General features: G+C 69.5%; 13 protein-coding genes. 7 read left to right on the forward strand and 6 right to left on the reverse strand.

Going from position 1 to position 14,177, the window contains the following annotated elements; genetic code table 11:
* Positions 1-2: 2 nt before the first annotated feature.
* Positions 3-1,484, reverse strand: a complete 1,482-nt coding sequence (locus OG841_RS02990) for a SulP family inorganic anion transporter (RefSeq protein ID WP_328643750.1) — start codon at positions 1,482-1,484, stop codon at positions 3-5.
* 427 nt (positions 1,485-1,911) lie between these two features.
* Here OG841_RS02990 and OG841_RS02995 point away from each other — a divergent pair, with 427 nt between their 5' ends.
* The 4 genes from OG841_RS02995 (at position 1,912) to OG841_RS03010 (ending at position 5,665) form a co-directional block, all read left to right on the forward strand.
* A complete protein-coding gene (locus OG841_RS02995; RefSeq protein ID WP_328642915.1) occupies positions 1,912-2,316 on the forward strand; it encodes a MerR family transcriptional regulator in 405 nt (134 codons plus the stop codon).
* A gap of 211 nt (positions 2,317-2,527) precedes the next feature.
* Positions 2,528-2,908, forward strand: coding sequence for a winged helix-turn-helix transcriptional regulator (locus tag OG841_RS03000; protein WP_328642914.1), 381 nt, complete (start codon positions 2,528-2,530; stop codon positions 2,906-2,908).
* A 252-nt stretch (positions 2,909-3,160) separates the two neighbouring features.
* Positions 3,161-4,846, forward strand: a complete 1,686-nt coding sequence (locus OG841_RS03005) for a ribonuclease J (RefSeq protein ID WP_328642912.1) — start codon at positions 3,161-3,163, stop codon at positions 4,844-4,846.
* A gap of 81 nt (positions 4,847-4,927) precedes the next feature.
* Positions 4,928-5,665 carry a spermidine synthase gene (locus OG841_RS03010; protein ID WP_328642911.1) on the forward strand — a complete coding sequence of 246 codons (738 nt, stop codon included), beginning with the start codon at positions 4,928-4,930 and terminating at the stop codon, positions 5,663-5,665.
* A gap of 115 nt (positions 5,666-5,780) precedes the next feature.
* Here the strand turns inward: OG841_RS03010 and OG841_RS03015 are convergent, their stop codons facing one another.
* A complete protein-coding gene (locus tag OG841_RS03015) occupies positions 5,781-6,248 on the reverse strand; it encodes an ArsI/CadI family heavy metal resistance metalloenzyme (protein WP_371563165.1) in 468 nt (155 codons plus the stop codon).
* A gap of 28 nt (positions 6,249-6,276) precedes the next feature.
* Positions 6,277-7,650, reverse strand: coding sequence for an NAD(P)-binding domain-containing protein (locus OG841_RS03020; RefSeq protein WP_371563167.1), 1,374 nt, complete (start codon positions 7,648-7,650; stop codon positions 6,277-6,279).
* Between the two features lie 363 nt (positions 7,651-8,013).
* Here OG841_RS03020 and OG841_RS03025 point away from each other — a divergent pair, with 363 nt between their 5' ends.
* From OG841_RS03025 to OG841_RS03035, 3 genes are all read left to right on the forward strand, one after another.
* The gene (locus tag OG841_RS03025) at positions 8,014-8,214 is read left to right on the forward strand and encodes a hypothetical protein (RefSeq protein ID WP_371563170.1); all 201 of its coding nucleotides are present in this window, start codon (positions 8,014-8,016) and stop codon (positions 8,212-8,214) included.
* 267 nt (positions 8,215-8,481) lie between these two features.
* The gene (locus OG841_RS03030) at positions 8,482-11,613 is read left to right on the forward strand and encodes a Tn3 family transposase (RefSeq protein ID WP_371563173.1); all 3,132 of its coding nucleotides are present in this window, start codon (positions 8,482-8,484) and stop codon (positions 11,611-11,613) included.
* 85 nt (positions 11,614-11,698) lie between these two features.
* Positions 11,699-11,821, forward strand: a complete 123-nt coding sequence (locus tag OG841_RS03035; RefSeq protein ID WP_267953763.1) for a hypothetical protein — start codon at positions 11,699-11,701, stop codon at positions 11,819-11,821.
* Between the two features lie 118 nt (positions 11,822-11,939).
* Here the strand turns inward: OG841_RS03035 and OG841_RS03040 are convergent, their stop codons facing one another.
* From OG841_RS03040 to OG841_RS03050, 3 genes are all read right to left on the reverse strand, one after another.
* On the reverse strand, positions 11,940-12,458 hold the full coding sequence (locus tag OG841_RS03040) for a hemerythrin domain-containing protein (RefSeq protein WP_371563176.1): 519 nt from the start codon (positions 12,456-12,458) through the stop codon (positions 11,940-11,942).
* A 367-nt stretch (positions 12,459-12,825) separates the two neighbouring features.
* A complete protein-coding gene (locus tag OG841_RS03045; RefSeq protein WP_181649890.1) occupies positions 12,826-13,479 on the reverse strand; it encodes an FMN-dependent NADH-azoreductase in 654 nt (217 codons plus the stop codon).
* Between the two features lie 137 nt (positions 13,480-13,616).
* Entirely contained in the window at positions 13,617-13,988 is a 372-nt protein-coding gene (locus tag OG841_RS03050) for a DoxX family protein (protein WP_057582123.1), read from the reverse strand.
* Positions 13,989-14,177: the final 189 nt, after the last annotated feature.

The raw sequence follows: 14,177 nt of genomic DNA on the forward strand, positions 1-14,177 counted from the left end.
CATCAGCCACGGGCACTGAGCGTGTCGTGGATGCGGGCGCTGGGCTCGTTCAGTCCGGTGATGCTGACGGTCTTGCCGCGCTGGGCGTACTTGGTCTCGATGGCGTCGAGGGCCGCGACGGAGGAGGCGTCCCAGATGTGCGCGGCGGACAGGTCGATCACGACCTCGTCGGGGTCGCCGGCGTAGTCGAACCGGCCGACGAGGTCGTTGGAGGAGGCGAAGAACAGCTCGCCGGTCACCCGGTAGATCACGGACGTACGGTCGGGACCGGCTACCGCGGTGACCTCGGCCATGTGGGCGACCCGCTTGGCGAAGACGACCATCGCGGTGATCGAGCCCACGACGACACCGATGGCCAGGTTGTGCGTGGCGACCACACACGCGACGGTGATCAGCATGACCGTGATCTCCCCGGCCGGCATCCGCTTCAGGGTCTTCGGCGCGATGGAGTGCCAGTCGAAGGTGCCCACCGACACCATGACCATCACCGCGACGAGCACGGCCATCGGAATGTCCGAGACGACCGGCCCGAAGACGACGCACAGCACCATCAGGAACGCACCGGCAAGGAACGTCGACAGCCGGGTCCGGGCGCCCGACACCCGTACGTTGATCATCGTCTGCCCGATCATGGCGCAGCCGCCCATGCCGCCGAAGAAGCCGGTGACGATGTTGGCGATGCCCTGACCGATGGACTCGCGGGTCTTGGAGGAGTGGGTGTCGGTGATGTCGTCCACGAGCTTGGCGGTCATCAGCGACTCCATCAGACCGACCAGCGCCATGGCGAGGGCGTAGGGCGCGATGGTGGTGAGGGTGTCCAGGGTGAAGGGCACGTCCGGCAGCCCGGGCACGGGGAGCGCGGAGGGCAGTTCGCCCTTGTCCCCGACGGTCGGCACCGCGATCCCGGCTGCCACCGTGATGACCGTGAGGATCACGATCGACACCAGAGGGGCCGGGATCACCTTCGTGACCTTCGGGAAGAACACCATCAGCGCCAGACCGGCCGCGATCAGCGGATAGACCGGCCAGGGCACGCCGGTCATCTCCGGCACCTGCGCCATGAAGATGAGGATCGCGAGGGAGTTGACGAAGCCGACCATCACGCTGCGCGGCACGAACCGCATCAGCTTCGCCACGCCCAGGGCGCCGAGAACGATCTGGAAGACGCCGGCCAGGATGACGGCGGCGACGAGATAGCCGAAACCGTGTTCGCGGTTGAGCGGGGCGATGACCAGGGCGACCGCACCGGTGGCGGCGGAGATCATGGCCGGTCGGCCGCCGACGATCGCGATGGTCACGGCCATGGTGAACGAGGCGAACAGACCGATGGCCGGGTCGACCCCGGCGATGACCGAGAACGAGATCGCCTCGGGGATCAGGGCGAGAGCGACCACGAGCCCGGCCAGTACCTCGGTGCGCAGCACCTTCGGATCGGACAGCCAGGTAGGACGCCGGGAGCCGCGCAGCCAGGCGGCCGGGGACAGTGCGGAGGAGGACAAGACGAGAAGAACCTGTCGTGCTCAGGCACACCCGGCTCAGGGCGGGCGTACGGGAAGGCGTGGGAGGCGGGGGCGGCCGGCCACCGGGTCCGCGAGCGGCGGACCGAAATCAGGGAGCGGCGGCGAGGCGATCCGCCACGGAACCGTGCGCCGTGTGGGGGTGAAGGGTCACGGCGGGCAGGCAGCGGCGCCGGGCGTCATGGGCACACGCACGCTCTCTCCTGCGGGTATCGGTCTTGGCCGGAGGCGTCATCGGCCCCGACACGGGTGACGGCCACGCGACGGCATCCCGCACCATGCAAACGGCACGAAAGGCAGCTCGGCGGTGGCACCGGGGCAACTCTACCCTAACGTTAGGGTAGAGATCGGTGGCCGTGCGCGGCCATGGCGAGAGACGAGGAAGGCACTCCGCGTGAGCAGCGAGCACATGCAGATCGGCGAGGTCGCCACACGGACCGAGTTGTCGCTGCGCACCATTCGGCACTACGAGGACACCGGCCTCGTCACCCCCTCCGCCCGCTCCCCAGGCGGCTTCCGCCTCTACACCGAGTCCGACGTCGCCCGCCTGATGGTCATCCGCCGTATGAAGCCTCTCGGCTTCACCCTCGACGAGATGCGCGCCCTGCTGGAGGCCACCGACCGCCTCGACTCCGGCGAGAGACTGCCGCCCGAGGAGCATGAGGAACTGCTGGACCGGATGCGCGGCTTCGAGCAGGCCGCCCAGCGGCGGGTCGAGGATCTGCGCACCCAGCTGGCGCGAGCGGAGGAGTTCGCGGCGACGCTGGCCGAGCGCCTCACGCGGAAACCTGCGCACTGACCCCTACGTGTGCGGGCGCCGCTGCCGCGAGCCGGCGCACGGTCGTCAAGGATGCCCACCTGACGCACCTGGAGGAGACACCCACGCACGATCACGCCGAGCGGCACGTGTGCTGTGCAAGACCCACGTGCTCTCTTGTGGTTACTCGAGACCTGTTGGAGAGTCTTTCTTGATCTGGAAGAACGAAAATTTTCAGCGACTGGGGACCCTGATGGCGACCAAGCAATTCACGGGCTCGCCCGAAGACGCGGACCTGAGGCGCGCGGACTCTCTGGCGCGAGAGATCTTCTCGGACGTCGCCAACAAGTGGGCGCTCCTGATCATCGAGGCTCTCGGAGAGCGCACGGTGCGCTTCAGCGAGTTGCGCAACGAGGTCGAGGGCATCAGCCACAAGATGCTCACCCAGAACCTGCGCATGCTGGAGCGCTACGGCCTGGTCGAGCGGACGGTGCATCCCACCGTGCCGCCGCGGGTCGAGTACACCCTCACCGAGCCGGGCCGTGCCCTGCGAGCCACGGTTGACGGCATGTGCGGCTGGACCCACCAGTACCTCGGTCACATCGAGGCCGCCCGCCGCCGCTTCGACGTCTGACGGGTGCGCAGGAAGGGCCGTGACGCCAGTGGTCCGGCCGGGTGCGGTCGTCGCCATCGCGCGGGCGCGGTGGGCGACGATGCGCCAGTAGTGGCAACGCCCGCCGGATACGGTGCCGGTGGTGATGGGCAGCGTGTCGGTGGCGACAACGACGCTCACGGTCATGCCGAGGCTGTCGCTCAGCGGCATCCGCTTCAGCGGCTTGGGCCAGGCAGTGGATCACCCCGGCAGACCCTCCGGTAACGTGAGGGTATGAGCCATCCGCACCCAGAACTCAAAGCCGCCCCGCCCCTGCCCGACGGTGGACTGAGGGTGACCGCCCTGGGTGGTCTGGGCGAAATCGGCCGGAACATGACCGTCTTCGAGCATGCCGGCAAGCTGCTGATCGTGGACTGCGGTGTGCTGTTCCCGGAGGAGAACCAGCCCGGCGTTGATGTGATCCTGCCCGATTTCACCTCGATCCGGGATCGCCTCGACGACATCGTGGCCGTCGTGCTCACTCACGGCCACGAGGACCACATCGGGGGCGTGCCGTATCTGCTGCGCGAACGGAGGGACATCCCGGTCGTCGGCTCGAAGCTCACTCTTGCCTTCCTGGAGGCCAAGCTCAAGGAGCACGGCATCCGCCCCCGCGCGGTGCGGGTGCGGGAGGGCGACCGGCGCGGCTTCGGTCCCTTCGACTGCGAGTTCGTGGCCGTCAACCACTCCATCCCGGACGGCCTCGCCGTGGCCCTGCGGACCCGGGCCGGCCTGGTGCTGCACACCGGTGACTTCAAGATGGACCAGTTCCCCCTGGACGACCGCATTACCGACCTGCGCGCCTTCGCCCGCCTCGGCGAGGAGGGCGTGGACCTGTTCCTCACCGACTCCACCAACGCCGAGGTCCCCGGCTTCACCACCTCCGAACGCGAACTGAACCCCGCGATCGAGCAGGTCCTGCGGACCGCCCCGCGGCGGGTCATCGTCTCCAGCTTCGCCAGCCATGTGCACCGCATCCAGCAGGTCCTGGACGCCGCCCACGAGCACGGTCGCAAGGTGGCCTTCGTGGGCCGTTCGATGGTCCGCAACATGGGCATCGCCCGCGATCTCGGCTATCTCAAGGTCCCGTCCGGTCTGGTCGTGAACGCCAAGGAACTGGAGAAGCTGCCGGACCACCGGATCACCCTGGTCTGCACGGGGTCCCAGGGTGAGCCGATGGCCGCCCTGTCTCGGATGGCCAACCGCGACCACGCGATCCGTATCGGCAAGGGCGACACCGTCCTGCTCGCCAGCTCCCTCATCCCCGGCAACGAGAACGCCATCTACCGGGTGATCAACGGCCTGACCCGCTGGGGCGCCAACGTCGTGCACAAGGGCAACGCCAAGGTGCACGTCTCCGGCCACGCCAGCGCCGGGGAACTCGTCTACTGCTACAACATCGTCCGGCCCCGCAACGTCATGCCCGTTCATGGCGAGTTCCGTCATCTGCGGGCCAACGCCGACCTCGCCATCCGTACCGGCGTCGATCCCGAGCGAGTGGTGATCGCCGAGGACGGTGTCGTCGTCGACCTCGTCGACGGCCGCGCCTCCATCGTCGGCAAGGTGCCCGCGGGCAACGTCTACGTGGACGGCATGGAAGTCGGCGGCGCCACCGAAGCGTCCCTCAAGGACCGGGTCACCCTTGCCCAGGAGGGCGTCATCACGGTCGTGGCCCTCGTCGACGCCGACACCGGCGCGCTGGCCGAGGCACCCGACTTCCTGGCCCGCGGTTTCGTCCACGACGAGAGCACTTTCGAGCCGGTGATCCCCGTCATCGAGAAGACGCTGGCCACCGCCGCCCAGGAAGGCGTGGGCGATGCCCACCAACTCGAACAGCTCATCGCCCGCGCCGTGGGCAACTGGGCGTTCCGCGCCCACCGCCGCAGGCCGCTGATCATCCCGGTCGTGATCGACGCCTGAGACGGTCGCCGCCCGGCTCCCCGCTTCCACGCCTGCCGCGTCACTCATACATCCACGAACGAACGTCAGAAGGGTGAGCGGATGGGCCTGCGCTTCGAGGAGATCGACTGGCAACCGACACCGATCGGCGAGATCAGTCTGCGTCGGCGCCGTCACCCGGTCTCGGGAGACGACGTGTACGAGGTGAAACTCGGCGACGAGTTCCTGATGTCCAGCCTCTTCACCACCGGCGAGATCGCCCTCACGGAACTCGCCCTGGCGCAGCTGCCGGACGCCGAACTGCCCGAACTGGACGTCGCCGTCGGCGGACTCGGGCTCGGCTACACCGCCCAGGCGGCGCTGGACGACCCCCGGGTGCGCTCGCTGACCGTGATCGACGCGCTCGCGGAAGTCATCGACTGGCACCAGCGGCACCTGGTGCCCCTCGGGGCCCGGCTGACGTCGGACGCCCGCTGCCGCCTGGTGCACGGCGACTTCTTCGCGCTGGCCGCCGACCCCGGCGGTCTGGATCCCCAGGAGCCGGGCCGCCGCTTCCACGCCATCCTGCTGGACGTCGACCACTCACCGCGCCATGTGCTTCATCCCCGGCATGCTGCGCTGTATCAGCCTGCCGGACTGCGCGCCCTCGCCGAACACCTCCACCCCGGCGGGGTGTTCGCCCTGTGGTCGAACGACCCGCCCGACGAGGAGTTCACCTCCGCGCTCAGGGAGGTCTTCGCACAGTCGGCAGCCCACGTCGTCGACTTCGACAACCCCCTGCAGGGCGGCACCTCGGCCAATACCGTCTACCTGGCCGGCACAGCACCGGGCACACCGTAGGACGACGGCTCCACGGGATCCGGCGGTGCGGCGCGCCCGCTGCTGGAACCGACCATCTGCGGAACCCCAGAGGGCACCGGGTCTGACCGCGAGGAGGGCTGCCAGCGGCGAATCATCAGCAGTCGCCCGCGACGGACGGTTCCTTCGCGCCGCCTTCGACGTCCGCGTCGGTCCGGCCGGTGCAGCAGGTGCTGCCCTGTTGCTTGGCCCGGGAGTCGGCGTCGGCCTTGACGACGTACACCTCCCAGGGTTCCTGGCCGGGGCCACGGACCCAGACCTTGTCCTGGAGGGCGTAGCAGCAGGTGGTGTCGTCTTCCACGTCGGTGACCAGGCCCGCCTCGCCCAGTCGGGCGGTAGCCGCGTGGACCGCTTCGCTGCTCTCGACCTCGACGCCGAGGTGGTCCATGGCCGTCGCATCGCCCGCCGCGCCCTCGATCAGGACCAGCTTGAGGGGAGGCTCGGTGATGGCGAAGTTGGCGTAGCCGTCGCGGAGTTTGGCGGGTCCGGTGCCGAACAACTTGCTGTAGAAGGCGACCGAGGCGTTGAGGTCGGGGACGCGGAGGGCGAGCTGTACGCGGGACATGGCGAATCTCCTTGCGTGGGAGGGGAGTTCAGCAGCCGCCGGAGTTGACCGGGGCGCCGACGCCGATCTGCAGGGTGGCCGGGGCGGCGCAGCAACCGCCGCCGTCGCTTTCCTGTGCCGCCTCGGAGTCGTCGAAGAGGCCCGCGCCGCCGCAGACTCCGGTCTCCGGCAGGGTCAACTCGACACGCTCGGCGGCCTCCTGGTCTCCGGCGATCGCCGCGGCGATGGAGCGGACCTGCTCGTAACCGGTCATCGCGAGGAACGTGGGGGCGCGGCCGTAGGACTTCATGCCCACCAGGTAGACGCCCTTTTCCGGGTGGGAGAGCTCGTTGACGCCGTGCGGGTAGACGGTGCCGCAGGAGTGCTGGTTGGGGTCGATGAGCGGGGCCAGGGCGGTCGGGGCCTGGAGGCGATCGTCGAGGCCGAGGCGGAGCTCGGAGAGGAAGGAGAGGTCGGGGCGGAAGCCGGTGAGGACGATGACCTCGTCGACCGGGTCGAGGCGGCGGCCATCCTCGCCGACGAGCACCAGGCGGCCTTGTGCGTCGCGCTCGATGGCGTCGGTGCGGAAGCCGGTGACCGCGTCGGCATGGCCGTCGTCGACGGCGGCTTTGGCGGCGAGGCCGAGGGCGCCGCGGGCGGGGAGCTGGTCGGCGGTGCCGCCGCCGAACGTGGAGCCGGAGATCCCGCGGCGCAGGACCCACACGGCCTTGGTTCCGGTGCCCTCGTCGGATGTGGCGAGGTCGGCCAGGTGGGCGAGCGCGGTGAAGGCGGAGGCGCCGGAGCCGATGACCGCGGTGGCCTTGCCCGCGTGCCGGGCGCGCACGGCCGGGTCCTTCAGGTCCGGCACGCGGTAGGCGATCCGGCCGGCGGCCGCCTTCTCCCCCAGGGCCGGAAGGCCGCTGGCGCCGGCAGGGCTCGGGGTGGTCCAGGTGCCGGAGGCGTCGATGACCGCGCGGGCGAAGAGCCGCTCCTCGCGGCCGTCGGCGTGGGCGACATGGACGACGAACGGCTGGGCTTCGCGGTCGGCGTCCACAATCCGGTCACGGCCCGCGCGGGAGACGCCGGTGACGGTGGCGCCGAAGCGGACCCGCTCACCGAGGATGTCGGCGAGCGGCTGGAGGTACTGCTCGGCCCAGTCCCCGCCCGAGGGATAGGTGGCGGCGTCCGGCTTCACCCAGCCCGTGGGGGCCAGCAGCTTCTCGGCGGCCGGATCGGTGACCTCGCCCCAGGTGGAGAACAACCGCACGTGCGCCCACTCCCGCACCGCCGCCGCGGCGACCGGGCCGGCTTCCAGGACCAGCGGGGCGAGACCGCGGTCGATCAGGTGGGCGGCGGCGGCGAGTCCGGCGGGACCGGCGCCGATCACGACGACGGGCAGCTCGGCGGTGGCAGGCGCGTTCACGGTCGACTCCTCGGTGTTTCGGCATTCGTCGATGGCTTGCGCGGCCAGCATGGCACCTGATTCGACGAGCGTCAACATAGACATTCATCGAATCAACGGTGCTCTCCATGGAGCACGTCGACGTCGCGGTGAACGGCGGCGGGCAGTCCGGGCCGATCACGGCGCACGCCCTACGACAACGGGGCGCCGAGCCGGTGGCACTGGAGGCGTCCGAGGTGGCGGAGGGGTCGGGGCCGCGCCAACTTCGCCCGGGTCGGGGCCGCGCTACTACGACAGCCCCACCGCGTACGCCGCTCGGCCGGACGCAGACATCCCCGCACCGGCCCGCGCGTCACCACCGTCCGCCGGGTCGACAGGGGTGAGGTGGAGCTGGCGGGCGGCGGCCGCCTGGCGGCGCGCGCCGCCGACCACCGCAGCCCGGAAAGGTTGGCCGGGCAGCGGGTCGTCGTGGTGAGTGCGGGCGACTCCGCCGTGCAGATCGCAGCCGATCTCGCCACCATGGCACGGGTGACCCTGGTCAGCTGGGCGCCGTCACGTTATCCGGCCAGCACATCGGGGCCGTGACTTGCACTTCTGACTGAAGCGGACCGGGCTGGACATCGCTCCGCCCGGCCGGCTCGTCATCCACCACAGTCACTACCGGGCCGCCCTCACCCAGGGGGCTCCGGCCCGGCGGCAGTTGTTCACTGGCATCTACGGCCTTGGGGACCAGCGGAACAGCCAGTAACGCTAAGCACTTGATCTTGGGCTTCTAGCACAGGTGATCGGTGCTGTGCGGGGGTTCGGCGGAAGGTCCCCGATCGCTGGTGGGGGATGGCTACGGTCCGCCGCATGCCGGTGGAATTTCTGACTGATGAGCAGGCTGAGGCGTATGGGAAGTTCGCCGAGGAGCCGACGAAGCCCGAGCTGGAGCGGTTCTTCTTCCTTGATGACGAGGACCTGAAGCTGATCGCGAAGCGGCGCGGGGACCACAACCGTCTCGGCTTCGCGCTCCAGATGTGCACGGTGCGGTACATCGGGCTGTTCCTGGAGGACCCCCTCGCGGTGCCGTGGCCGGTCGTCGAGCATCTGGCCGAGCAGCTGGGGATCGGGGATGTCTCCCAGATCAAGCGGTATACCGAGCGCAGGCCGACGCCGTACGAGCACGCGTGGGAGATACGTGACGCGTACGGCTATCACCAGTATGAGGACCACGACCAGGGCCGGAAGTTCAGGGCCTTCCTGCACGGCCGGGCGTGGACGGCGCACGCGGAGGGGCCGAAGGCTTTGTTCGATCACGCGGTGGGCTGGCTGCGCCGCAACCGGGTGCTGCTGCCGGGAGTGAGTGTGCTGGCCCGGCAGGTCGCCGAGGTCCGCGGCGTCGCGGACAAGCGGCTGCACGCCACGGTCCCCAGGGCGGCCCGGCGGGCGGCCCCGGCTCTGCCCGGCGACCTGGTTGCCACGCTGAAGACGCCGCAGGGCAAACGGCATTCGGAGCTGGAGCGGATGCGCCGGCCGCCGACGCGGACCACCGGCACCGCGATGAAGGCCGCGTTGCAGCGGGTCGAGGACATCGCCGCCTTCCAGTTGGGCCGTCTCAGGCTGGAGCAGGTTCCGCCGAACCGGCTGTCCGCGCTGGCCCGGTACGGGCTGGGCACCAAGGCGCCGAAGCTGGAGCGAACCCCGGAGCCCAAGCGCACGGCGATGCTCACCGCGGTGATGCGCTACCTGGAGGCGAAGGCGATCGACGACGCGCTGGACCTTTTCGAGATCCTGATGGCCACCCGGCTGATCAGCTCCGCGAGGCGGTCCACGGACAAGCAGCGCCTGTCCACGCTGCCGCAGTTGGAGAAGGCGGCACGGATCACCGCCCGGGTCTCGAAGGTGATCATCGAGGAGCTGGAGCTCATCGAGGCGAGCGGCTGCGATGTCGACGTGGCCGGGCTGTGGCGGGCCTTGGAGGAGGTCGCGCCTCGGGCCGCGCTCTCCAGCGCGGCGGCCACGGTGGTGAGCCTGGTGCCGGAGGACGACGGCACGGCGGAGACCGCGCTGCGTGGGGCGCTGGCGCTGCGCTACAACACCGTCAGGCCGTTCCTGTCGCTGCTGGGTGAGTCGAAGGCGCTGGACGCGGCGCCCGCCGGCAGACGGATCCTCACCGGGGTGCAGCGGCTCCCGGCTCTCTCCCGGCGGAAGGTGGGCGAGAAGCCGCTGCTGCCGCGCGAGGTCGACGACAAGCTGGTGCCGGCGCACTGGCGCAAGACCGTGTACGCGAACGCGGAGCTGCCGCAGGGGGCGGTGGACCGTGATGCGTACGTGGTGTGTGTGCTGGAGCAGCTGTTCGGCGCGCTGAGGCGCCGCGACATCTTCGCCTCGCCCTCGCACCGCTGGTCCGACCCGCGAGCCCGGCTGCTTCAGGGCAAGGGGTGGGAGGCGGTGCGTGAGGACGTCCTGGCGGGCCTGAGCCTGGACGAGGACGCCGAACAGCACCTTCGGGAACTGGTCGCCGTGCTGGACGCGACGTGGAAGCAGATGGCCGAGCGCCTGGTGGAGGCGGGCGCCGACGCGAAGATCAGCATCGAGGTGCAGCCCAACGGCCGGGCGAAGCTGAACGTGGAGAAGCTCCACGCGCTCGGTGAGCCGAAGTCACTGAAGTGGCTGCGCGAGCGTGTCGAGAAGATGCTTCCGAAGATCGACCTGCCGGACCTGGTGTTCGAGGTGTACTCATGGACCGGGTTCCTGGACGCTTTCGTGCATCTGGGCGACGGCAGAACCCGGATGAAGGACCTGACCACCTCGGTCGTCGCCCTGCTGGTGAGCGAGGCGTGCAACATCGGGATGACCCCGGTCATCAACCCCAACCACGAGGCTCTGACCCGCTCCCGGCTGGTCCACGTCGACCAGTACTATCTGCGCGCCGACACCATCGCCGCGGCGAACGCGGCCCTGATCGCCGCCCAGGCCCAGGTGCCCATCGTCGAGCACTGGGGCAAGGGCCTGCTGGCCTCCGTCGACGGCCTGCGGTTCGTCGTCCCCGTCCGTACCATCAACGCGGCCCCCTCACCCAAGTACTTCGCGAAGAAGACCGGCATCACGTGGCTGAACGCCATCAACGACCAGGTCATCGGCATCGGGCAGATGGTGGTGCCCGGTACCCCGCGCGACTCCCTGTTCATCCTGGACGCTTTGTTGAACCTGGACGGCGGGGTGAAGCCGGAGATGGTCGCCACCGACAACGCCTCCTACTCCGACATGGTCTTTGGCATCTTCAAGCTGCTCGGCTACCGCTTCTCCCCGCGCTTCAAGGACCTTCAAGACCAGCGGTTCTGGAAGGCCCAGATGCCCGGCGCCGAGACGGCCGGCGAGTACGGGCCGCTGGAGGCGATCGCGCGGAACAAGGTGAACGTGAAGAAGGTGATCACGCACTGGCCGGACATGCTGCGGGTCGCCGGCTCCCTGGTCACCAACCAGGGCCGCGCCTACGACCTGCTGAGGATGTTCGGCAGAGAGGGGCATCCCGCCCCGCTGGGGCAGGCGTTCGCCGAGTACGGGCGCATCGCCAAGACCCTGCACCTGCTCGCCGTCGTCGACCCGGTCGACGACACCTACCGCCGCCAGATGCACAAACAGCTCACCGTCCAGGAATCCCGCCACAAGCTCGCCCGCGACATCTGCCACGGCAAGAAGGGCACCATCCACCAGGCGTACCGGGACGGGATGGAGGACCAGCTCGGGGCGCTGGGGCTCGTGCTGAACGCCGTGGTCCTGTGGACGACGCGCTACATCGACGCCGCCCTCGCCCAGCTCCGCGCGGAGGGCCACGAGATCCGCGACGAGGACGTCGCCCGGCTCTCCCCGCTCAAGCACAAGAATCTGAACGTCCTGGGCCGGTACAACTTCACCGCCTCCCAGCCGGTGAAGGGGCTGCGGCCCCTGCGCGACCCGGATGCCATCGACCTCGACGATGACGACGGCCAGGAGGAGTGAGCGCCGCATCCGCCGTCCGGGGCGGGTCGTTGTACTTCGAGAAGGCCACCGCCGACCGGCGGGGCAGTGAGAAGGGGGCGCCGGTATGACCGTGACGGACTCGTACGACGAGATGAGGGAGCACCTGCGGGAGGCCAACGAGCGGTTCGCCGCCGACCGCAGGGACGCGCCGATGACCATCCGCTTCGAACCCATCGAGGTGACCTGACCTGCACGAAGCCTCTATTTTCGTGTCAGAGTCAAGCTCAGCGTCCACCTTCAAAGCCTCCATGGCGCGGCGGCACGGCCGTCCGCGGCTCCAACCTCACGCTCCCGGCCAGGACAGCTCAGGCGTGCCAGTCGTGGTCCATCCGCAGGAAGTACGGGAAGAGGGTGCGCTCCTCGAAGTCGAGATGTGCCTGGAGGTGGTCGGAAAGCGCGACGATCTGTTCCAGCACCACGTGGACGGAGCGTTCGTCCTTGGGGTTCAGATGCCGCGCGTCGGCGCGGATGCTCACGATCATCTGTTTGACCTCCTCATGCTCGCGCCGGAGCCGCCCGATCTGATCGGTGAGCTCGGGGAACCGGTGCTGTATGACCGGCAGCATCCGAGCGTCCTCGATCGTGTGGTGGGCGTCCAGGTGGGCGCAGAAATGCTGGCAGCCCACCTTGAGCTGCCAGGTGAGGTCCGCGACAGTCAGACCGCCGAGCAGCTCCTCGATGTCCTCTGCGCGTGTGGTCGCCGCATCGAGCACCTCAAGCCCCTTGCGCAGGGCGGCGACGTCGCTGCGCAGCGGCGCATGCGCCATCAGCAGCTGCTGCATCATCTGGCGGCCGGCGACAGTTCCCGCCTGCGGCTGTGTCATCGTCGATGCTCCTTTGCGACTGCCTCGCGCACGGCGGGTGCGACCTTCTCGATGATGGGGCGCAGCGCGGACTCGTCGACCGGGCCGCTGAAGATGTAGCCGTTCATGCCGTGCTCGACCGGCCAGCTCGTCAGCAGGTCGACCCGCTGCGTAGTCGAACGGTCACCGACCAGGTTGTAGACCCGGTTGGTCCGGCTCGGGTCCCGCCCGGCAGCGCCGGCCGCCTCGTCGATTCGCCGGTTCGCGTCGTCCAGCTCCTCCGGGGCGAGAAATTCCTTCGAGGGCAGCCAGCCGCCTGTCCCCGCTGGAGTTCGCCCACGGCGGCCGTGAAGCGTGCTTCACGGCCGCCGTCCGGAGGGCGCTGTTTCTAGGCGGCGATGCGGTGGGCTATCGCCTTGGCCGTGGAGGCTGCGTCGTCCAGTGCCTGCTGGCGGGAGGCTTCGAAGAGGGGGATCAGCTGGGACATCGCCGGGTTGTGTACGGCCATCGTGAGTTCCGGGACGATGAAGTTCACGTCCAGGGCGAGCGCGTCGGCCAGAACGGCCGTGAGGTAGTTCTGCACGTATTCGTAGCCCTCGCGGGGCGTGCCCGGGGCGTAGGAGCCGCCGCGGCTGGCGACGACGGTGACGGGGGTGCCCTTGAGCCTGGAGCTTTCCACGCCGGCGGTGCGGCCGACGAGGACGATGTTGTCGAGCCACGCCTTGAGGGTCGAGGGAATCGAGTAGTTGTACATCGGAGCGCCGATCAGTATGGCGTCGGCGTTCTCCAGCTCGTCGATCAGCGTCAGCCGGTGGGCGAGGGCGGCGGCCTGGGCGGGGGTGTGCGTGGCCGGGTCGGTCTGGCCGGCGGTGTGGGCGTCGGCGGTGAGGTGCGGTACGGGGTTCGTGGCGAGGTCACGGTAGATGACCGTGCCCTCGGGGTGGTGCTCCTGCCAGGTCCGGCGGAAGGCGGCGGTCACGGCGCGGGAGGAGGAGGCGTCGCCGGAAAACAGCGAGGAATCGAGATGCAGAAGCGTGGCCATGGGATGTTCCTCAGGTGTAGCAGTGGTCGGGAATGCGGATGATCGGTGACGGTCCGCGTGGCGAGGGCGTCTCGCGATCACCCGGCCGGGTTTGCCGGGTGGAAGGTGAGCTGTGGCGCCTCGGATTCAGGCGCTGGTCAGGAGGCGAGGACGAGCGTGGCGGCGGCAGCGATCGCGATGACGGTGAGGATGATGGGTGCCATCGCGTTGCCGCGGGTCTCGGGGTTGGCGTAGTCGCCGGACTTGGCGTGGAAGCCGACGGCTCCGACGAGCAGGACTGCGAATCCCAGGGCGGCGGCAACGCCGATGGGCTGCCAGAAGAGACCGGCGATGAGCCCTGCGGCTGCGGCCAGCTCGGCCAGCCCGATGAACCGGACCAGCGGGGCGCTGAAGCCTCCGGGAGACTGCAACTGGGCTGGAATGCTGCCCTTGAGCAGGGCTTTCGGTAGTCCGGCGGCCAGCCCGACAACGGCGAGCAGAACGCTCAGTACGGCGGCGAAGACAAACACGGGTCATGCCTTTCTGGAGAGTGATTCGGACCGCCCGAGCTGTGAGGGACCGGCATCCGTGGAGGATGGGTGTGCCGGCGGGTTTGCTGTTCACGCGTGAGCGTTGCTGAAGTGCGGTCTCATCGATGGAGAGCGCTGCTGCGCGGCAACCCGGCCGCGGGCCGGGCGCCGGCCGCCGCGGTGCGGTCG

The sequence above is a fragment of the Streptomyces canus genome (genome assembly GCF_041435015.1).
Classification (GTDB): Bacteria; Actinomycetota; Actinomycetes; order Streptomycetales; family Streptomycetaceae; genus Streptomyces; species Streptomyces canus_G.